Origin of the sequence: Paenibacillus kribbensis (assembly GCF_001705305.1) — a bacterium.
GTDB lineage: Bacteria > Bacillota > Bacilli > Paenibacillales > Paenibacillaceae > Paenibacillus > Paenibacillus kribbensis_B.
Genome location: NZ_MCBP01000003.1, coordinates 182,978 through 204,706 on the forward strand (window position 1 = coordinate 182,978; position 21,729 = coordinate 204,706).

The 21,729-nt window shown below is 46.2% G+C and carries 18 protein-coding genes and 1 pseudogene; 16 read left to right on the forward strand and 3 right to left on the reverse strand.

The window, feature by feature from the left end; genetic code table 11:
- Window positions 1-508: 508 nt before the first annotated feature.
- The 3 genes from BAZ21_RS06780 (at window position 509) to BAZ21_RS06785 (ending at window position 2,098) form a co-directional block, all read left to right on the forward strand.
- Window positions 509-766: a hypothetical protein gene (locus BAZ21_RS06780; protein ID WP_068498356.1), complete on the forward strand. Its 258-nt coding sequence runs from the start codon at window positions 509-511 to the stop codon at window positions 764-766.
- A gap of 298 nt (window positions 767-1,064) precedes the next feature.
- Window positions 1,065-1,217 (forward strand): hypothetical protein, encoded by a 153-nt coding sequence (locus tag BAZ21_RS28885; protein WP_176718113.1) that lies wholly within the window; start codon window positions 1,065-1,067, stop codon window positions 1,215-1,217.
- Window positions 1,218-1,441: 224 nt separating this feature from the next.
- Window positions 1,442-2,098, forward strand: a complete 657-nt coding sequence (locus BAZ21_RS06785; RefSeq protein WP_068498359.1) for a DJ-1/PfpI family protein — start codon at window positions 1,442-1,444, stop codon at window positions 2,096-2,098.
- 284 nt (window positions 2,099-2,382) lie between these two features.
- Here the strand turns inward: BAZ21_RS06785 and BAZ21_RS06790 are convergent, their stop codons facing one another.
- Window positions 2,383-3,684: a dicarboxylate/amino acid:cation symporter gene (locus BAZ21_RS06790; protein ID WP_141694947.1), complete on the reverse strand. Its 1,302-nt coding sequence runs from the start codon at window positions 3,682-3,684 to the stop codon at window positions 2,383-2,385.
- Between the two features lie 115 nt (window positions 3,685-3,799).
- Window positions 3,800-4,834, reverse strand: a complete 1,035-nt coding sequence (locus tag BAZ21_RS06795) for a DctP family TRAP transporter solute-binding subunit (protein WP_068498360.1) — start codon at window positions 4,832-4,834, stop codon at window positions 3,800-3,802.
- A gap of 86 nt (window positions 4,835-4,920) precedes the next feature.
- Between BAZ21_RS06795 and BAZ21_RS06800 the strand changes: the two genes are divergently transcribed.
- From BAZ21_RS06800 to BAZ21_RS06865, 13 genes and pseudogenes are all read left to right on the forward strand, one after another.
- A complete protein-coding gene (locus BAZ21_RS06800) occupies window positions 4,921-6,519 on the forward strand; it encodes an ATP-binding protein (protein ID WP_084011533.1) in 1,599 nt (532 codons plus the stop codon).
- Window positions 6,512-7,267, forward strand: a complete 756-nt coding sequence (locus BAZ21_RS06805) for a response regulator (RefSeq protein ID WP_068498364.1) — start codon at window positions 6,512-6,514, stop codon at window positions 7,265-7,267. The genes BAZ21_RS06800 and BAZ21_RS06805 overlap by 8 nt, the downstream gene beginning before the upstream one ends.
- A gap of 133 nt (window positions 7,268-7,400) precedes the next feature.
- The gene (locus BAZ21_RS06810; protein WP_068498365.1) at window positions 7,401-8,804 is read left to right on the forward strand and encodes an NAD-dependent malic enzyme; all 1,404 of its coding nucleotides are present in this window, start codon (window positions 7,401-7,403) and stop codon (window positions 8,802-8,804) included.
- 127 nt (window positions 8,805-8,931) lie between these two features.
- A complete protein-coding gene (locus tag BAZ21_RS06815) occupies window positions 8,932-9,840 on the forward strand; it encodes an AraC family transcriptional regulator (RefSeq protein ID WP_068498367.1) in 909 nt (302 codons plus the stop codon).
- A gap of 457 nt (window positions 9,841-10,297) precedes the next feature.
- Window positions 10,298-11,008, forward strand: coding sequence for a hypothetical protein (locus BAZ21_RS06820; protein ID WP_068498369.1), 711 nt, complete (start codon window positions 10,298-10,300; stop codon window positions 11,006-11,008).
- Window positions 10,996-12,419 (forward strand): annotated as a pseudogene (locus tag BAZ21_RS06825) (hypothetical protein). The gene BAZ21_RS06820 and the pseudogene BAZ21_RS06825 overlap by 13 nt, the downstream one beginning before the upstream one ends.
- 15 nt (window positions 12,420-12,434) lie before the next feature.
- Complete coding sequence (locus BAZ21_RS06830) at window positions 12,435-12,863, forward strand: DUF4280 domain-containing protein (RefSeq protein WP_068498371.1); 429 nt, start codon at window positions 12,435-12,437, stop codon at window positions 12,861-12,863.
- A gap of 20 nt (window positions 12,864-12,883) precedes the next feature.
- Window positions 12,884-15,997 (forward strand): contractile injection system protein, VgrG/Pvc8 family, encoded by a 3,114-nt coding sequence (locus BAZ21_RS06835; RefSeq protein ID WP_068498373.1) that lies wholly within the window; start codon window positions 12,884-12,886, stop codon window positions 15,995-15,997.
- Window positions 15,998-16,010: 13 nt separating this feature from the next.
- Window positions 16,011-16,490, forward strand: coding sequence for a hypothetical protein (locus tag BAZ21_RS06840; protein ID WP_068498375.1), 480 nt, complete (start codon window positions 16,011-16,013; stop codon window positions 16,488-16,490).
- A gap of 1,036 nt (window positions 16,491-17,526) precedes the next feature.
- Complete coding sequence (locus BAZ21_RS06850; RefSeq protein ID WP_068498379.1) at window positions 17,527-18,099, forward strand: hypothetical protein; 573 nt, start codon at window positions 17,527-17,529, stop codon at window positions 18,097-18,099.
- Window positions 18,093-18,584, forward strand: a complete 492-nt coding sequence (locus BAZ21_RS06855; protein ID WP_068498381.1) for a hypothetical protein — start codon at window positions 18,093-18,095, stop codon at window positions 18,582-18,584. The genes BAZ21_RS06850 and BAZ21_RS06855 overlap by 7 nt, the downstream gene beginning before the upstream one ends.
- A 473-nt stretch (window positions 18,585-19,057) precedes the next feature.
- Window positions 19,058-19,402 carry a hypothetical protein gene (locus BAZ21_RS06860; RefSeq protein WP_068498383.1) on the forward strand — a complete coding sequence of 115 codons (345 nt, stop codon included), beginning with the start codon at window positions 19,058-19,060 and terminating at the stop codon, window positions 19,400-19,402.
- 234 nt (window positions 19,403-19,636) lie between these two features.
- Entirely contained in the window at window positions 19,637-19,909 is a 273-nt protein-coding gene (locus BAZ21_RS06865) for a hypothetical protein (protein ID WP_068498385.1), read from the forward strand.
- A gap of 267 nt (window positions 19,910-20,176) precedes the next feature.
- Here the strand turns inward: BAZ21_RS06865 and BAZ21_RS06870 are convergent, their stop codons facing one another.
- On the reverse strand, window positions 20,177-21,577 hold the full coding sequence (locus BAZ21_RS06870; protein ID WP_068498387.1) for a sugar porter family MFS transporter: 1,401 nt from the start codon (window positions 21,575-21,577) through the stop codon (window positions 20,177-20,179).
- Window positions 21,578-21,729: the final 152 nt, after the last annotated feature.

Below are 21,729 nucleotides of genomic sequence, written 5' to 3' on the forward strand. Positions count from 1 at the left end.
AGGATATATCCTATATATTCCATTAATAGTTTACTTCATCCTTATATTTGAGGATTTAGTTGTCCCGGTATCAGCCCAAAGCGTCACCCCTACTCAAGATTAATCCTCATCAGTCGAACCATCTTCTTCACAATTAGCTCCTGATTCCTCAAATTCCAATGAAAATATCCAATCAATATTAGCGCCTGTATGGGTAACCAAATCGTTTAATGTAACTAAGAATGGAAGAACTGTAACGGTGGAGTGGGGTATTGCAACGGATTCAATTATAAGAGAAGTCAATGCATCTTTTAAAACGGGAGCCGGTTGGACGGATAGTACCAGTTTTAAGGGGCCGAACACTGGGGGAGTAACTCTCTCTCAAACATGGGAATACAGTCAACCAGGGACTTACACAGTCGGCGGAGTTGCTCAACTTTATACAGATAAAGGACTTGCATCTTGCTTTTCGCCTCCAAGAGTAGTAGTTATTAATTAGAGAGTATTTCTACATTTGAGAGGTGAGGAATTGAAAGTTATCGAATTGGCAATTGTATTAAATGATAAAGAGGGATACTACGCTGAAAAATTTGACCTAGTTGCCTTGCCTTTTGTCCCAAGGAAAGGAGAAATGATTTTATGGAATAATCAACTCTATCGTGTGCTTGATGTTATGTATAGTTTTGAAACAAACGAGTACGACTATAATTATGACGCTAGCCCTACTACTCAAAGCTCGGTAGCTCATGATGTAGCCTATAAAGTTTTTTTGAAACCTGAAAATTAAACAACTTTGATATATCTACCACATAAACTCCGAGCTGTTCTTTAAAATCAAAATTCCATTTTATTCGAGAGATATCTCTTTTAGGGGTATCTCTTTTCCTTTATAGCTCACATTTCACACCCCTACGACTCGGAAAATGGATAATTTTGATGTATGCCAGAGTATAGTATGGAGAGTCGGGTTGGGAGTGGATGGTAAATATGCAAATGAATAATTTCTTTGAAGTCGGTTATCTGCCGTTACTCAGCGGTATCATGAACGATCTGGGACTGAGCCGGAAAATAGATGAGCTCGGCCAGTGAACCGACAATGCCGGACGACTGCTGGTGAAGCTGTCCAATTGCTGGCGCTCGATATGCTGAGCGGCCAAAATGCATTGATGAATGTGGGGAAATGGGCCGCAGAACAGGATTTGGATCAACTGCTCCTTTCCGGTTTGCAAGCGTCCTGATTCAACAACGACGCGCTTGGACGCCACCTTTTAAGTATGCCATTTTACAGGGACATACTATTAGAGGTTTACATAGGCATTTCTCAATCAATAATTGTGACAAGAGATGTTTGAAATTAAGGTATATGTCGAGCAGTGCTTTTACAGTCATATACCCATACCCCGTATATGTATGTTAGTATTGATGTGCAAGAATAAAATCCCGCTTCAAAGGAGAGGTCATCATGAAAATCGCAATCATGCTTTTCGATGGAATCACAGCTTTAGATGCAATTGGTCCATACGATGTATTTGCTGCTACACTAAAATGTGAAGTGAAGTTTGTCGCCAAGAAAAAAGGGTTAATCAAACTGGACTCAAATATGGGTTATTTGCATGCCGATTACAGTTTTTCTGAAGTACCTTCAGCTGATATTCTTGTTGTTCCAGGTTGCAGTCCGCCAAATTATAAAACTCCAATGAATGACGAAGAAACGTTAAACTGGATTCGCCAAATACATGAAACTACGAAATGGACCACGTCGGTTTGTAATGGCTCTTTGATTTTGAGCGCCGCAGGCTTGTTAAATGGCACCGTTGCCACCAGTCATTGGGGATCTTTAGACCTGCTCCAATCTCTAGGAGCTATTCCTACAGATGAGAGAGTGGTTCGTCAGGGCAAAATCATTACAGCAGCCGGTGTCTCCTCTGGTATTGACATGGCACTCCAGCTAATAGCATGGGAATTGGGAGAAGATATGAGTAAAGGAGTCCAGCTGATTTTGGAATACGATCCTCAGCCTCCGTTTGACACGGGCTCACCCAAGAAAGCACCTGCTTTATTGGTAGAACAAATAAGAGGTATGTTACAAGAGTTTGCAAAACGGGAGCCCAAGATGTAAAACAAGAATAAATCAGCACGTTCCGTTTAGATACCCTAAAACTGTGACACCTCAATTTAGAGTAACTACACCTTTGTGATTTTAAGAGGACTGTAGAAACTTGTTCTGCTCAAAGCAGCGGAGAGGACGGAACAACGGTCCGTTCGCGGAGCGTCCATATGAGTGTTTACGTACATCCTACTCGAAAAACAACGGGGGTGTCCCAAAAGCCATGAAATGGCTGCTGGAACACCCCCAAACCGACACTATATATCTTTTAAAAGTTTCAAAAAAGCATTGCCTTATTATACAGATTCAGTAGCCGGGCTGTGTAAAGGAGTGGCTTCAAGCTCAGCCGGTGCTGGAACAATCTCCGTCTGTTTGTCGGGATGAAACTCATTTTCCGATTTGGCGACGATGACGGTAGCGACTCCGTTACCAATCAGATTGGTGATGGCGCGTGCTTCGGACATGAAGCGGTCCACACCGAGCAGCAATGCCATTCCTGCCAGCGGGATGGAAGGGAAGGCCGCGAGTGTGGCTGCCAGCGTGATAAATCCAGAGCCCGTGACGCCTGCTGCTCCTTTCGAGGTCAGCATGAGAATGCCGAGCAGTGTCAACTGCTGCCATAGAGTCATATCAACGCCGGAGGCCTGAGCCACAAATATAGCGGCCATGGACAAATAGATCGCCGTACCATCCAGGTTAAACGAATAGCCCGTCGGAATAACCAGACCGACCACTGACTTGGAGCAGCCGTATTTCTCCATTTTGTCCATCATACGCGGCAGAGCCGACTCGGAGGATGAAGTACCGAGTACAAGCAAAATTTCTTCTTTGATATAAGCGATAAACTTGAAAATGCTGAAACCATACATACGAGCAATCAGACCGAGCACAATGATAACAAATAGAGCCATGGTCAGGTAGACGGAGCCCATCAGCTTGCCGAGAGAGGTCAATGACCCGATGCCGAATTTACCGATGGTGTATGACATGGCACCAAATGCGGCGATTGGTGATAATTTCATGACCATATTGACGATGCCGAAAAAGGCATGCGACAGCTTGTCGAACAGGACAATGACGGGTTTGGCTTGCTCTCCCATGGCCGTCAGTGACAGCCCGAAGAGAATGGCAAAGAACAGGATAGGCAGTAGCTCCCCGCCTGCCATAGCGCTGACTACATTTTCAGGAATAATGCCGACGATAAAATCAACGAATCCATGACTTGATTCCGCTGCTTTTTGAGCATATTGAGATACGTCTCCGGTAGCCTTGCTCACATCAATACCGGCGCCCGGTCTTACGAGGTTAACCACGAGCAGACCAATGGCTAGCGCAATTGTGGTAACGATTTCAAAATAGAGAAGCGCCTTTCCGCCAATACGACCGACCTTTTTCATGTCTCCCATGCTGGCAATTCCGTGCACAACCGTAAAAAATACAATGGGAGCGATGACCATCTTGATGAGCTTGATAAAGGCGTCTCCGAGCACTTTTAGCTTTTCGCCTGTTGTAGGAAAAAAGTGACCCAGAAGAATGCCCAGAACAATAGCGATAACGACCTGAACCGTCAAGTTTTTAAAATTAATTCTCAGTTTCATAGGGATACGCTCTCGCTTTCCTTTGATTTTTGAAAACGCTTTATTTTTTGTATCCCCAGTGTAAAAGCTACGTTCTTGGCAAACAAGAATACGGTCATAACGTTCTTTTTGGTCTTTAAGGTCCCTGAATCATATTCATCAGATCCGACCCGATGACGGGGGTGAACTCCGGATAGAGTACGCGCAGACGTTTCCTCCAAAGCATACGCTCATCCTCGGACAGACGGGTAATGGTAATATCTCCGGTCTGTTGCAGCTGGCTAAGCCGATTGGCATTTTCATCTGTTTCCCGTTTGTTCCAGCGTGTCGTTTCCTCAAGTGCCTCCTGCAGCACCCATTTGGCGTCACTTGGGAGGCTATCCCAATAGGATTTGTTAAATACGACGGCATAGCCCAGATAGCTGTGATTGCTGATGGTCATATATCGTTGCACCTGGTAAAACCGTTTCGTAAGGATATTGGATATTGTGTTCTCCTGTCCGTCTGCCGTGCCCGTTTCCAGGTTGTGGTATATTTCATTGAAAGGAGTGCTAATGGTCGATGCCCCAAGTGCTTCAAACTGACGTTCCAGCACCTTGCTTGGCTGGATACGGAATTTCAAGCCCACAAAGTCTGCGGGCTGGCTGATGGGATGGGTGTTATTAGTGATCTGACGAAAACCGTTGGACCAGAAAGCGACGCCTTTCATTCCATGGGGTTCAAGTGTTTGCGATAACCGCTTGCCCAATTGCCCGTTCAGTGCCTGATCGACCCTAGCTTGATTCTCGAAGGCAAACGGAAGATCCATCACCAGCCAGGCCGGGTCAATTGCATTCAAATTGGAAAATGAAGGAGCTATCATCTGGATTTCTCCCTGTTGAAGTGCAGCCACTTCCGTAGTTTCTGAATAGCGTATTCCATTAGGAAACACTTGAATCTCAATCCGATCGTTGGATTTTTCTTTAACAAGTTGGGCAAAACGAGCCGCAGCCAGTCCCTTGGGCGAGTTCTCGGCCACGACGTGGCTGAATTTGATCACGATCCGATCCTTCAGACCAGTAAATTCATCATCATAAGGGAGCTCTTCACTAAAATTTTTTTGAAAACCGATCACATAAGCCGTTAGAATGCCCAGTATGAGCAAAACGGAAAATCCAACAGCTCTTTTCACAAAGTAACCCCCTCTGTTGCTATTTTAGACCCATTATTCCACAATGATATTCAAAGGTAAACGCTTTAATAGGGAAGGAACAAATGATGAACAGACTTCGCATGTATTGGAAAATTATGATACTTTCATTTGGAGTCGTGCTTTTCGCTCTTTTGATCGGCGGTCTTTTTTTGCTGGGCATCGCTACCCGGATCAAGGAAGAAGAACTTAAACAGCGGCTTACGATTACGGCTCAGACGGTTGCGAACCTGCCGGACGTAGTGGAACGAATTGACGACCCGAATGCTTCTGCCGTGATTGCACCTATGGCGGATAAAATTCGGATATTAAACAATGCGGCTTATATTGTCGTGCTCGATATGAACCGCAAACGGTTGTCTCATCCGCTTTCGGAGCGAATCGGCGGAACGTTTGAGGCTCGGGACGATGATGCCGCATTTGCTGAACATACGTATGTCTCCAAAGTTCGCAGTGAAGCTGGGATTGGCTTGCGTTCCTTCGTGCCGATTATGAATGCTTCCTCGGAGCAGGTGGGCGTCGTTGTAGCGGGCGGCTTGCTGCCAAGCGTGACGGAGATTATCCGGCAGGAGAAACAATCCATCATCATGACTTCGCTGCTGTCGATGATGTTTGGTGTGATTGGCTCTGCCTTGCTGGCCCGTCATATTAAGCTTCAGATGTTCAATCTGGAGCCGCAGGAAATTGCGAGAATGTTTCGCGAGCGAAGCGCGGCCTTTCAGGCGATGCACGAGGGTGTCATTGCCATTGACCGCAACTGCATGATTACCATTTTCAACGAACGAGCCAAGCAAATCTTTCACGTACACCGTGATGTAGTGGGCTTGCCGATCCGTGAGGTCATTCCGGATACCCGTTTGCCGGAAGTGCTGGATTCGGGAGTCGCGATTCTGAGCCAGGAGCTAAAAATTGGCGGAACCATTATTTGGAGCAACCGAATTCCCATTCGCGAACAGGGAGTTACGATGGGGGCAATCTCCATATTTCAGGATAAAACCGAGGTAACGAGAATGGCCGAGGAGCTCACAGGTGTCAAAGAGTTTGTTCATGCGCTTCGTGCACAAAATCATGAGCATATGAACAAAATGCATACTGTTGCCGGTTTGCTCCAGCTAGGACAGCAGAACGAGGCTTTGAGCTATCTGTTTGAGGTGACCGAGCAACAGGAGGAGATTACACGCTTCCTGCAACGGCATTTCGATGACGACGGAGTTGCAGGCTTGCTGTTGGGCAAAATTAGCCGTGGCAAAGAGCTTGGCATTGATATTAGGATTGATCCTGACAGCAGAATGAATCAATTTCCCCGGCTGATTGACCGACATGATTTTGTTCTGTTACTCGGAAATTTGATAGAGAATGCCTTTGATGCACTGGCGGATACAGAAGTCGGCTCCAAGGAGATTTATGTCAGCATCCGGCAGGATGACGAATATATGTCCATATTGGTCGAGGATAATGGCTGTGGCATGTCGGAGACCACGAAGAAAAGAATGCTCGAACGCGGATTTACGACCAAGGACGGAGAGAGCCGCGGTATGGGGCTGCATTTACTGAGCGGGATTGTCACCAAGGGGAACGGCCGCCTGACATGCGAATCTTCACTTGGCTTGGGAACTTCCATAGAGATTCTATTTCCGTTGAAGGAGAGAGGGAGCGACGATGAGTAAACCTATAAAATCACCTTTTCGTGTGCTGCTGGTCGAGGATGATCCAATGGTACAAGAGGTGAATCGGCAGTTTATCGAGCAGGTTGACGGGTTCCAGGTCATAGGTCTGGCTTCCAATGGGCTGGGGGGATTGGAGCTGATCGAGGAGCTAAAGCCTGATCTGGTTTTTCTTGACGTGTTTATGCCGTCGTTGGATGGGATATCGACCCTGCAGCGCATCCGTTCCATGGCATTGCCTGTAGATGTAGTTGTCGTGACGGCCGCGAAGGATACGGAGACGATCCGCGAAATGATGCGAAACGGAGCGTTCGATTATATCATGAAGCCGTTCAAGGTAGAACGTATCCACCATACATTGGAGCGTTACCGGGTACAGCAGGCCGGATTATGGGCAGAAGAAGTAGGAACACAGGAAGAGCTGGACCTCATTATGCAAAATAGAGAAGCTGCCAAGGAAGCGGTAGTCCCTGCTCCAGTATACGAGGAATGGGCGATGTCTTACGATGAGCTGCCAAAAGGCTTGAATGCAGCCACTCTGAAGCAGGTGCTTGCGGTCATGGAGCAGCATAGTGGCAAACTGTCTGCTGAAGAAACGGCAGAGGGAGTGGGGATTGCCCGTGTAACAGCAAGAAGATACCTGGATTATCTGGAGAAAAGAGGGATTGTGCGCCTTGTTGTGCATTACGGCGGGGTCGGTCGTCCCGTTAATCGGTATGAGCTGCTGCGTGACCAAAATGACCATAAGTAACAATATGGACAAAAGCTTCCCAACGCTTTTATGAAAGCGGTAACATGTGAAGGCAGGGGAGCTGATAAGCTTCAATACATGTGTCTGCCTTTGGGCTACACACGTGTTATGAATAGAATAGGAGCGGATGTACGTGGCCTTTAATAGTCTGATTCTTCGATTGGAGCTTGTTCACTCCAAAGTAAACTTTGGTGAGGTCGCATCAACCATCAGCCGTGCCGGAGGAGACATTACCTCCATTGATGTTATTCGTCCCGGACAGGATTCGTCCGTTCGTGACATCACAGTCCACGTCGCTGAAGTAGCAGAGGCATCGCTAATCGAATCACTCAAGTCGTTAGCAGGCGTTCAACTTATTAACGTTTCAGACCGCACGTTTCTCGCGCACCTGGGGGGTAAAATATCCATCCGGCCCAATTTGCCGATTAAAAATCGGGATGATCTGTCGCGGGTATATACGCCGGGTGTGGCCCGGGTCTGTACGTCCATTCATGAAAATCCGAAAAAGGCGTACTCCCTGACCATCAAACGAAATACCGTCGCGGTTGTTACCGATGGCACCGCTGTGCTTGGGCTCGGCGATATCGGTCCGCATGCGGCTGCACCCGTGATGGAAGGCAAAGCGATGCTGTTCAAGCAGCTGGCAGGAGTCGATGCATTCCCCATTTGTCTGGACACAAAGGATACAGAGGAAATCATTCGTACGATTAAGGCGATCAGCCCGATTTTCGGAGGAATTAATTTAGAGGACATCAGTTCTCCGCGCTGTTTCGAGATCGAAACCCGGCTGGCGGAAGAACTGGATATTCCCGTCTTCCACGATGATCAGCACGGGACGGCGGTGGTTGTGATTGCCGGGCTGCTAAATGCACTAAAGGTGGTTGGCAAGCGGATCGAAAATGTTCGGGTCGTTGTCAACGGAATCGGGGCCGCAGGTGTGTCGATATGCAAAATGCTCCTCGCCGCAGGGGTTAGCCGCCTTGTTCCGGTAGATCGGGATGGAGCCATTATACGAGGTGGAACCTATCAATATCCGATGTGGCAGTGGCTGGCAGATCAGCCTCAAGTAGAGTCACAGTCAGGCACATTAAAGGATGTCATTGCGGATGCGGATGTGTTCATCGGCGTATCTCGGGGCAATCTGCTGGATGCCGCGGATGTACAGCGTATGGTTGCGGACAGCATTGTTTTTGCTATGGCCAATCCACAACCGGAAATTGCTCCCGAGGAAGCCATTCCGCATGTTCGTGTATTTGCAACGGGACGTAGTGACTATCCCAATCAGATCAACAATGTGCTGGTGTTTCCGGGAATATTCAGAGGAGCGCTTGATTGCCGGGCGCGCCACATCAACGAACCGATGAAATTAGCCGCTGCCCGTGCCATTGCTTCTGTCGTAACTGAACGGGAATTAAACGAGCAATATATTATCCCGAGCATATTCAACGAACAGGTCGTTACCGAGGTGAGGAAGTCTGTGATTGAAGCGGCTATTCTGACAGGAACGGCCCGGCGTATTCCAAAGGATTTTAGATAGCCAAAGGGTTTTAGATATTCAGGTGGAGCAAAATAGAATAACACGACCAGGTCTGTTAAACTGTGAAAATAGAACGGTTGCAGATACGTTGCCGTATTAGCCTTATCTATTTTGCGGAGGTGCAGGGATGAACGGAAGTCTGTTTGAGCCACGGCTGCGTGACGGGGATTATATTCCCCGTTTTTTTGCTTACTATTATAAGCAATGGCGCGATTATACCATGCCATACCACGATCATCGTTCCACGGAGATTATGTACATGATTTCCGGCCTGTGCCGGGTGGATGTGCAAACGGGAGGGAAGGCGGAAAGCATTACGCTGCGTAAGGGCGAGTTTATTATGCTGGACGCAGGCGTACCGCACCGACTGGTGGTGGAGGGAGAACAATCGTGCCGGATGCTGAACGTAGAGTTTGGTTTTATGGAGGGGATGAGTGTAGGACCATCAATCCGGCAAATGGCAGCGGAGGAGCAGGAGGTTATAGCCTTCATGTCACGTCCGTTCCCGTATCTGGTACTGTCGGACCCGGAAGAGGTATATTTTACGCTGAAAAGTCTCGTGCTGGAGCTGGATCAACGAAAAGAACATCCGGGTGCAATGGCAGAACTGCTTTTTATGCAGCTGCTGGTGCGAATTGCGCGTCTGCGCGAAGAGGCAGAGCGCAGCAACACGCAGCAAACGGATATGTATGTCAAACGCTGCATTGAATTTCTCCATCTGAACTATGACCGGGATATTGTGGTGCAAGATATGGCGACAGCCGTAAATCTGCATCCAGGGTATTTACACCGTATTTTCAAAAAACATACCGGACAAACACTTACCGCTTATTTGACTATGCTGCGAATGGACAAGGCCCGAATGCTGCTTCAACAAACGGACATTCCCATTCAGGAAATTGCCGATTACGTAGGTGTGGGCAGCAGGCAGTATTTTCATATGTTGTTCAAAAAGCACACAGGCAAGACGCCAGTCGAATACCGTTCTGCTGTGGAACGCCATGTATGGAACTATGCGGAGGAGGAAGGGGACTGAGTATATAGGAAGTTTTATGATTTATTCATATTCGTGAGGAGCTTACCTGGTAAATAAGGTAGGCTTTTTTTGATTTCAAAATAGTCAATTTGATTCAGGTTCTAAAGAATCATTTTTTAGGCGTTAAAATTCATTTGATTTTATTAAATTAAAGAGCTTCATAGGCAAATTAACTTTATTTTTATGAAAATGAAGACGTATTTTCACAAGTATGGATGCTTGCTTTGGGTCAAAAGAATCTGAATGGTAGTAAATATTTCATTTTCATGCATGATAATAGGTCTTATATCTTGTTTGTTTTATAAAAGTTATAAATTGACAATAACAAAGACACTCCGTATGATACCTATAATGTAAGGTATAAATTGGAATTCAAATGGTTCTTTGGATTCAATAATGTTATAAAGTTCCACAAAATAAATATTAAAATTGGACATATAAAGGAGTTTTATCGACGATGGGACATATGGATGAGCAAATTGCAGACATGATTAATACTGCACGGAAGGAACAACAGGGTGCATCTGGTCTCCCAAAATCGGATTTACACAATTACATAGAGTCTGAGAGCAGCTTGGAACTGGAAAAAAGAGAAACGGATACGGACGCATCCATTTTTTTTGAATTGGAACTTCATCCACTTATGATGCTGGACGAAGAACGAATCGCTTTTGCAGAACGTCCTTTACTAAATGACAAAATTTCGATATGGCTGCCCCGGACATTTACCGAGATGGGCGAGCGGGAGATTGAACTTAAATATCCTTCGAGTTATCGCCCACCGCTCATTTTGACCGATCCAATGGGGGAGATCAATTTTTCTTTTAACCTGACAGCAAGCGAACTGACGGATGAGGAGCTAGAGGCGTTCACCAGCGAGATGATCTACATTTTGCACCATACGCAAAAGTTGACGGAATGGTATGCAGACGGTGTGTGCAAGGTGTATGGACGACGGGTCGGATACTGTGAATTTATGACTCCGGCTTTGAATACGCGTCTGTATAATTTGACCTTTTTTGCAGCTCTGGAAGGGCATGCGCTTATATGCTCATTTAACTGTACGGAGGAACGTATGGACACATGGCGTCCGGTCGCTCAACGTATGATGACCACACTAAAAATCCTGCCCAGTGAGGCCGAAGGAGGAGAAGCATGGAGCAGATAAGCACCACCTATTCTAATCTGAAAATCACGCCTTATCAGCTTGTTAATGTACAGGAACTCTATCCGGTCAAGCGTCTGAATGACCACACCCGGCTTCGTTTTACCGCTGTCGTGCCTGAGGAACTAAAGGACACGTATGTGGATATGACCAAATTTGACTCACCTGTCGGAATCTCACAGCTGGCAGAGGATGGCACGGAGGTTCCCTTGTTTAGCGGACGGTGCTGGCGATTGAGGCGAAGGCGGTACGGGATGTGTACTACCTGGAGGTTGAGGCTGTGTCGCATACTTACAGGCTGGATGTACGGCCCCAAAGCCGTTCTTTTCAAGACAAAAATATGAAGGTGGATGAGCTGCTACGTCGTATTTCGCTTCTTTATCCTAGCTTGGACATCATGGATTCAGCCACCGGGGGAGCGTCGATCGGGCGGATGCGGCTGCAATATCACGAGACCGATTGGGCTTTTCTCAAACGTCTGGCATCCTATTACCATACCTCCCTTATGCCCGCGGCCACATTTGATACACCAAAGTTCTATTTTGGCATTGAAGAAAGTGGAGCAGCCGTTCAACTGGACAATTATCATTACACGGTAAGCAAAAGAATCTCGGCATATCGCTACTTTGCAGGCAATGATACCGCCTCGGTGGATGAGCAGGATTTTCTCGATTATACCGTTGAAACAGAGCAGGTACTGGAACTGGGCAATGAAATCCAATTCCGTGGCAAAACGCTATATGTATACGAGGCACAAACTCGTATGACCCAGGGAGTCCTGCTGCACACATATACCTTGACAACGCATAAGGGGTTGCGGCAAAAAACGTATTATAACGAGCAGCTAACAGGTCTGTCTCTGGAGGGAAAGGTGATCGCTGTCGAACGTGATCGGGTTAAAGTACATCTGGATATCGACCCGGAGCAGGACAAAAATACAGCCCACTGGTTTCCGTATGCAACAGGGTATAGCGCAGAGGGGCATAGCGGCTGGTTTGTGATGCCTGAACTGGGGGATAAAGTGCGTATTTATTTTCCGAACCAGCATGATGATGAGGGCATTGCCAGTAGCTCGGCCCGGCAGGATCGGGGGGATGGCGGCCACAATCAATTGAAGCATCCGGACGTAAAAATTTTCCGGACGCCACATGGGAAGGCAATCCGTTTGACACCGGACGAGGTGGTAATCACCGGCAAGGATGGTGCTGTTTTCATCAAGCTGAATCAAGGTGACGGTATTCATATGGTGAGCAATAAAGATATTCATTTTTCGGCAGGTGGCAACATCCATATGGAAGCGGGGCAAAAGGTAACTATTTCCGCTGGTCAGGAAATCAACCTGTCCAGCCGCAGCAGCCATATTACACTCGGTGGTGATACATCGGTCGTTGGCAGTGAAGTCAAAACGAATTGACGGAGGAAGCAGACCATGGCAAAAGAAAAAGCATCTATGACCATTCAGGCCGGGTCAGGCGCAAAAAAAGGATATGTCGTTGCAGGGGCTATTTTGAAATGCAACTGCGGTACACAACCCACCCGGCTCAAGCGTCCGCTTAGCCACGGTGTTTACATCAAGGACAAGGCCCAGATGAATGTGGGGGATCACGAACCGGGAGTTCATATTTCCGGGTTTGGTAATTGTTTTAGCCCAGCCAATCCGGCGGTGCAAAATAGCCAGATGGTGGACATTTTCGGTGTGAAGAAGGCGCCTTGTGTTCCGGTCATTCTTCGACCCTGGATTGGGGGCAAGCAGGATGTGCTCGTCGAGGGGAAGCCTGCACTGCTGGAGCATTGTACCAATGCCTGCCTGTATTGCGGAGCAATCACGATTGAAAATGACGGGCAGAATCTGGACTGATAGTGGAGGTTTCTCATCAAATGGACAAGGTGCAGGAAACATCCGGTTACCGTCATGTGGAATTACTGAGTAAAGTTCCGTTGCAAACCATGACGGACATTCGCATCGAGCGCAGATTGGGCGACCATGTGCGTTTGGTAGTGAGTGGCATCGTGCCGGAGGAAAAGCAGGAACGGTTTATGGAGTTGGAGAGTGAAGCCGAACCGGTTGAAGTCATCGAAAAGGACAAGGATGGCCAGCGGCTGCGTACGTTATTCCATGGACAAATGACGCGTATCACGCTGAAGCGGGTACACGGCATTCATTATGTGCAGTTAGAGGCCGTATCGCATACAATTCGACTCGATGTGAGGCCCGTGACCCGGTCTTTTCAAGATCATACCATGACGTATGGGCAGTTGCTGAAGCAGGTGCTTGCTGGTTATACAGGAGCAGATGTGATCGATACAGTCAGCGGGGATACCCGACTGGGCGCTTTGACATTGCAATATAGAGAGACAGACTGGGCATTTTTGAAAAGGATGGCTTCCAGATTTGGAGCTGTGCTTGTGCCTGAGGCTGCCGCAGATGGCCCCAAGTTCTGGTTCGGCATTCCTGAGGGACGACCCGCAACACTGGATGAGGTCCCGTATCACTCAAGAAAAAGTTTTGTCGACGCAGATGGAGCTTTTTCTGATGGGGACGGCTTGTCATATGGAGCATCGTCGGTGTACGAAGCCGAAGCAATCCTTGGCGGCCCTCTTCCAGGATCGGGGCATGTGGACGACGGAATAAAATATTTTTGGAGTGATTCAAGCAGCAGTGAGCGGCTATCTGCTGTCAGCGTGGATGGCTTCATGGGTAGAGCATTGCCTGGGGGAGCAGATCTGTGGCATAGACAGCCGGGGATTCAAACAGGTATGCGCCATAACGAAGCCAACACCCCCTATGGTACGTCCTATACTGTGGAGAGTGCACGATATTTCCGCCCCGGAGATGTACTCTCTTTTCAAGGCAAGGAACTGCTCGTTGCGGATATCGTGTCCCGGATGGACCGGGGGTTGTTTTTACATACCTATACACTGGTTTCTGAAAATGGAATTCGGCAAAAGCCTATCTGGAACGGTTCAGTGAGAGGGGCCTCACTAGAGGGGCGGGTACTGGAAGTTGAGCGGGATCAGGTTCGTGTACATCTCACCATAGATGCTGTACAGGAACGGGAAAAGGCATGCTGGTTCCCCTATGCAACAGGCTATAGTGCAGAGGGCCATAGCGGCTGGTATGTGATGCCCGAAGAAGGAGACATGGTGCAGGTACAGTTCCCGACCCTGCAGGAGTCGGATGGTTTTGCAGCCAGGTCTGTGAGGCGCAGTGGCAAGCCTGTACCCGAGTTGAGCAATCCAGACATTAAATACTGGGGCACTCCTCATGACAAGCTGGTTAAGCTAAGCGCGCAAGAGTTGCTGGTATCGGCTAAAATGAATAGCGTATATATTTCACTTGATGCGAAGGGAATACAGGTACACAGTGACCATGCGCTGTTAATTGCAGCCAAACGGGGGCTAACGATCCACGCGGAGGACACACTGGATATTACGGCAGGCGAGGCCATTTATTTGCAAGCAGGCAGCAGCAGTATGGTGATGGACGGAGAGACGGATATTCGTTCGTTGCGAGTGAAGCTGGATGGGATAATCAAGCGTCCGGTTTTCGTCGCTGATCTGGAGCCCGTGCCAGAACCGCCACTGATGTCGATCAAGGCGTATCAGGCCGCCCATGCGCCGAAGAGTACTGGCGGATCTGGAGCGGGCTCACCTAACGGGGGAAGCTCAGGCGGTGGCCAGGCGGGGAAGGCAGGTGCTTCCCCCGCCACACCTGCATCGCCCAAGGCAAATTTGCTAGGCGGGATACTGAATGTAGCGCAGAAGGCGCTGAGTATCATCGGTATGGTTCCCGTATTGGGAACGCCTGCCCGGATAGTGAGCAGCAAGCTCACCTCCATTCGCCGCGACGTTGCCAAGGGAGGGCCCATCCGTGCCTTGAAGTACGCGGCAGCAGGGTTATCCATGCTGGCAGGCGTGCCATCAGGAGGCTGGGCTGTGCTGGGCGGAAGGAATCTGGCGCGGGAAGCCGCAGCCTTTAACCGCCGGGTAGCCGCCTATAAAAAGAACGGCGTTGGACAACGCTACGCCGCCGCTTATAGGGGCAAAGTATGGACGGCAGCCCGCAACGTCGCCAGCTCCAGATCATTAGGGGAGCTAGTGAAAAGTCTAGCCCATAATATGGATAAGCTGAACACGGAGTATCACAAAATTCCGCTTGAAGTAAGAGCTGGCTGGAAGCCCAAGAATACAGAACAGCCTCCAAGGCAACCTTGGGGAAAGATGAGTGTGCAGGAAAGGATAGAGCCTACTGAGGAAGATAAAAAGAAGTGGGGGATTCGTGGAACGTATGTTTATATAACAGTTAATGAAGACTACAGACCTGATATACCTGAAGGAAGTTATTGGGCAGCAGATCGAGTGGTGCGCACAGCAAATGGCGATCCTGATATTAAATATTATGAGGATTGGAAAAAAAGTTATCCTGGCGACTTTTTGATTTTATCGAATAAAGAAGGTATATCTCAAGAAGAGCAAAAGTGGATGTCATTATCTAACATGACGGAAGGTCCTTTTATATTTGATGGACGAGGCGGAGGGCGTGGCCCAAGTGCAGAAGAATTTAAACAGTTTTTCTCACAGGCGAGCAAGAAACAAATAACCGAGGAAATAATTTCCGATAGTGTCCCATTGAAACAGCAATCGAAAGATATACTCGAACAAGAAGTTAATATTGGGACTAAGGGGACGGGGAAAGTTGATGACTTTGCTAAAGAACCTTTTTTACCTGATGAGGCATACGGTAAGAATCTGCCCAAATTTGTTGAACCAGGAACAAAAAGCCTAAATAAATACGACGAATTCGGTAATCTTAAACAAACTAAATACTATGATGATTACGGAAGAGAAAAGGGATGGATTGATTATTCTAATCATGGCTATCCTGAGAATCATAGTGTTCCACATTGGCATGAGGTACAATGGAATGAGAAATATCCAATAGGAGGGTATAAAATTGACCATCGTATGGATACAAACCCACCTTTTAAGTGAGGCGTGAAAAAGTATGTTGAAATTTCGATACTCAGATGCAAACAACAATAGTGGCTTTATTATCGATTTATTGGAAGTTATCAATGAAAAATGGAGTAACATATATTGGGGAGTGGGTGATATTGAAATAATACCCAAATATAAAGGTGATTATCCTGGTTTTGGACAAAATAAATCTATTGAAGTAGCTTTTGATTTTGGAAACAAAGTTGAAAGAGAAAAAATTGCTTATTTGACACTGTCGCAGTTCATGGAAGTACTGGAGGATACTCAAACAATAAGAAACGCTGTTCTTATTTGCTTTCCGAACGACGTCCCATTTGATTATAATCTTCGTCCAAAGGTTGAGGCAAAAGATCTTAACAAAATACAGCATGAGTTAGCACAATTAGAAATTAGAATTTTAGATGGCGATTTATTTTGCATTTTGTCCAAAGAGAGTGAGATTACCTTGTTGCTAGAGGAACAGATGCAGGAATTTATCCTGACTTAATCATTGATAAATAACTTGAACACCTTGATCGGCTACATGCCTTTCAAGGTTTTTTTCTTGAGGGGGGCTACCCAGTTGCCGAATGAACCCATCATTCAACCAACAACACATATAGCGGCGATGCTTTCAGTGAGAAAGCATTAAGTAAACAATTAGAAGTAATTTTAAGGAGGTTGAAATAAACTTGATATTAAATATTTCTAATGAAAAATTTGAGTTGATATATTTGGGTGAGTCCACAATAAACATTGATTATTCTTCAATGTCTTCTACTAAGTTAGTACTAGATGTATGGGGGTAACTCTACCTATTAGTGTATTTGGTTTAGAAGCGTATGGATTAACTGAACATACCAAACCATTCAATGATGATATTTACGTATCGGGCTACTCTAGGCTCACATTTAATGATGTTACTGGTGGAAACATAGAAGTCGAACTATTTAGTAAGGAACCTCCTTACACCAAACTAAGTTGGCCAGATAATAGCTTAATGAAAATAAACAAAACCTGGGGTGAAGTATATCAGGAAGATGAAAGAAATATTTATGAAGTAGAGGGGACTCTCGCTTGGCCTTATGGTAGATGTGACTTGTCTATAGTAACCAGATCGAATGTATATATTGAATTAAACAGTACTAATTTTATACCCGTCAAAGAATATATGCTTAACACAAAAAAGTACGGGTGGAGTAGAATTTTCACTTAATATTAATGTCGGAAGAAGATTTTTTAGTATAAACCTGTTTACAATCCCAATAACAAGATCGTACAATACAACCAACCAAACACTAAATGATTCAAACACTTGTTAAACGATAAACTTCCAAAAGCTCTTTCCCACTTGAACCATGAGTAGGAATGAGCTTTTTTGCATTAGAAAATGAGCTAAGGAACTGAATGAAATAGCAAAAAGTGAACAAGTAGTTCAACAGATGGGACCCGAGATACGTGCCAAATTTGCTAGAATGTTAAAAGAAGTACGAGCTTAGGCATTTTCCGATAAAGAAGGTATATCTCAAGAAGAGCAAAAGTGGATGTCATTATCTAACATGACGGAAGGTCCTTTTATATTTGATGGACGAGGCGGAGGACGCGGCCCAAGTGCAGAAGAATTTAAACAGTTTTTCTCACAGGCGAGCAAGAAACAAATAGCCGAGGAAATAATTTCCGATAGTGTCCCATTGAAACAGCAATCGAAAAATATACTCGAACAAGAAGTTAATATTGGGACTAAGGGGACGGGGAAAGATAAGACGTTCGTTGATCAAATGGATACAGAAGAAGCTGCCCGCTATAAAAGATATTGGGAACAGGACTATAAAGATATATCTAAAGGTCAGATGAATACAAGACAAAGACAGTACACAGCACCTGGTACTAGGAGTATTACTGATCAAAAAATTAATGGCAAGACAGGTGAGTTATATGATAGGGAAACAATATACGATCAGTATGGTCGAAGAATAGGTAACAATGATTACACAGATCATGGGAGGCCTGATGTTCCAACACATACGAATCCTCATCATCATGCAAATCCATGGTATAATCCCAACCAACATGGACCAGGAACACCTGGTCTACATCCTGAAACGCCGAGGTGGTAAAAATTTTAGCTATAGCACATTATTTATTTGCTGCTTCTTTAAGCGGATACTATAGTAAAGAAGACTGGCAAAATTGGGCGGATATACTGATTCTGAAAGAAGAAAAACCAGAAGAGTGGGTTTTTGCTGTTTCGTTGGCGAGTGATCTAGATGCTTTAAGTAAAGCATTAAGTGAGCAATTAATTACTGAGTCCCATACCATTAGAAATACTTCTCTTTTTAGTGATGCTGTCATAGGATTTCTATATCTTAAATTTTTATCCAAACAAATTTCTATGCGTGAGTTACTATTAATGTCAGGAGATGAAGCAGATGGTGGAGAGGGATCTTCAGTATCCTGTGAAGAGTTTTATATGATTTTAAATGAATTAGAGAATAAAAAGTCACTAGAGAAAGACCGCATATTTATTAAGAAAATATCACATTTATATGAAAGTTTTGAAAATATAGCACGTAATCAAATTGAAGTTCTAAAAAATTACTAACAGTTATACACGTTGGTTAGTTTTAAAAAAGTTTAGAGGTATCTCCGAATTAGAAGTCTTAAGCCCCTAACGGCGAAAAAAGGACGTTCTCGCGTCCAGAAATTGCCTTAGGGGCTGTTTTCGTATCAGACTGAATCGGGGCTGGTCTTAAAGCGAGTTTGGGGAATACCCCCGATTAAATACAGGCTAGCGGAAGAAGTTTTATTATAAAACTAGAAAAATAGTTATTAAAACATAACATAAAAAATATGGCGATAAACAGTTATGAAGGTTATGAGTTTGGTTTACTTAGTGAGGGGGTTGGACAATTGATCAAGGATTTACCAAAATGGGACCCGATGCGTGCCACATGAAGGGTCATACATTGGATTCTCCAGTGGGCAAACAGGTAAAGTCAAGGTGGTGGGACCTGACTATAAACCGTTACCTGGCGATAAGGCTACGATTATTCAAAAATAAGGGAGATTTGTTGGATGGAGAAAATGTCTATAGAAAAACTTATGGAGCTATATGTGGATACGATTGATAAGTGTGGAACATATCTGCTAAGCGAGGATGATATGGTAATCGGGTATAACATCTTTGAGGAATTTGATACAGGGGTTACTTCTTTTTTATACGCTGATATCTTGCAACGACTAAACGATGCTGGACTAATTAGTGATGAGATGATGAATAAAAGTTCTATTTTAAGAAACTTATTTCTAGAATTACAACAAGGCGATGAATGGAATATAGACGCAGTTAGAAGTTCATCTAAATGGAGGAAAGTACTTGAACTAGCTGACGAAATCAAGGGTTGCTTGGCGGCTGAATAAATAACCTCACCTGGGTCTGTTAAGAATTCAACCAACCAAACACTTTAAAACTTGCCAAACACTTGATAAACTTTCAAAGGCTTATTCCAACTTGAATTATGAGTTAGGAGTGAGCCTTTTTAGTATGGAGAAATCAATGAAAGAACTGAATGAAATGGGAAAGCGTGAACAGGTAGTAGCAGAAAAGATGAACGAACAACAACAGAGCTAGAGCCTGTACCGGAACCGCCGCTGATGTCAATTCAGGCTTATCGGGCTGCTTATGCGCCCAAAAGTGCTGGCGGATCTGGAATGGGCTCACCTAACGGGGGAGGGTCAGGCGGTGGTCAGGCGGGGAGGACAGGTGCTCCCCCTGCCACACCTGCATCACCGAAGGCAAACCTGCTGGGCGGGAGCGGTAGGATGCTGAATGTAGCCCAGAAGGTGCTGAGTATCATCGGCACAGTCCCCTGTATTGGGAACGCCTGCCCGGATAGTGAGCAGCAAGCTTACCTCCATTCGCCGTGACGTCGCCAAGGGAGGGCCAACCCGTGCCTTGAAGTACGCGGCAGCAGCAGGGTTATCCATGCTGGCAAGTGTGCCATCAGGAGGCTAGGCTGTACTGGGCGGAAGGAATCTGGCGCGGGAAACCGCAGCCTTTAACCGCCGGGTAAATTACAAATAAGCAAAAAAAGCCTCTGAAGTATTGCCGATTTTAAGTCGGTATGACTTCAGAGGCCATATGTTTTCAAGCATTATAACAAGTGTCCGGGCTTCTTGAGAGCTAAAGCCGGGTCATTTTCCGAGCCACATATTTTCCATCTGTTCAAGTGATCTCCCCTTGGTTTCGGGAACCTTGCGCCATATAAAGAATACGACGAACAACGAGATGGCTCCGAATGTCCAGAAGGTATTGGACGGACCGGCTGAACTCAGCAGAGGAGGGAATGCCTGGGATACCAGATAATCGCCGGCCCACAATGCCATCGAAGCGATGGCGACCGCTTTGCCGCGAATGCGGTTCGGAAAGATCTCCGAGATCATAACCCATACGATCGGCCCAAGCGATATAGCGTAGGAGGCCACGTAGATCAATATCATGATGAGCACGAGCGGTCCGGTGGTCAAACCCATTTTGAATGCGGCTCCGATAATGATCAAACAGAGGGTCATCAACGAGGTGCCGATCATCAGCAGGACTTTTCGTCCCGCTTTGTCGATCAGCCATACGGATACGATGGTAAACAACACATTGATCAACCCGATCCAGATGGTCTGGGTCAAAGAAGCGTCCGTACCGAGTCCCATTCCTTTAAAGATAACCGGCGCGTAATACAAAATGGCATTGATGCCGGTAATATGCTGCATAATGGCGAGCATGACACCGATAAAGAGAGCGACCCGAATACCGGGAGCGAACAATTGTTTAAGTGAGTCGTTCTCATTTTTGAACGATTCCTTGATATCAAGCACTTCCTGTTTAGCGGCTTCTTCACCGTGAATTTTCAGCAGAATCGGCAGCGCTTCATAAGGCCGATTCTGTTTAATTAGCCATCTCGGGCTTTCGGGTATGAAGAGCATCAAGAGCATAAAGATCAGTCCCGGAACGGCTCCCACTCCGAACATCCAGCGCCAGGCCGTTGAGACACCCCAGGCTTCATCCCCCAGGCTGACGATCCACGAATTCTGAAAATAAACCAGGAAAATGCCCGTTACGATCGCCAGCTGATTTAAAGCAACCAAACGGCCACGGTATTTGGCGGGAGCGATCTCCGCGTTGTACACCGGACAAATGGTGGAAGTGATTCCTATGCCGACGCCGCCGATCATGCGAAAGATCACATACCCGGTGAACGTATCTTGAAGTGCAGAGCAGATCGAGCCGACGACGAATAAAAATCCGGCGGCCAGCAATACCTTTTTTCTGCCGATCCTTTCACTCATGTAGCCGGAGAGAGCCGCTCCCGTGACACTCCCGACAATCAGACTCGACACCGCCCAACCAACCTGAAATTCGTTCAGCGAAAAACGCTGTTGTAGGAATTCGACTGCTCCCGAAACAACCGCGATATCAAAACCAAACAGGATGCCTCCAAGCGCAGCTACGATGGATACCAGCGTAACAAAAAGCATATTGGGTTTTTCTGATTGAAGCGCTTTCTGTTGAGCGCTTTCATTATTGATGATTACTGCCATATTATCATCTCCCCTCCAGATTCCTGGAACCTCATTCCGTTATTCGAGGAGAAGTATAACATGCGCTTATAAAAGAAAGGCCGGTTATCGTCTTCAATAAACGGACCTTTTCATGCACGATTTTGGCTTCGATTCCCGAATTGGAGACAGAG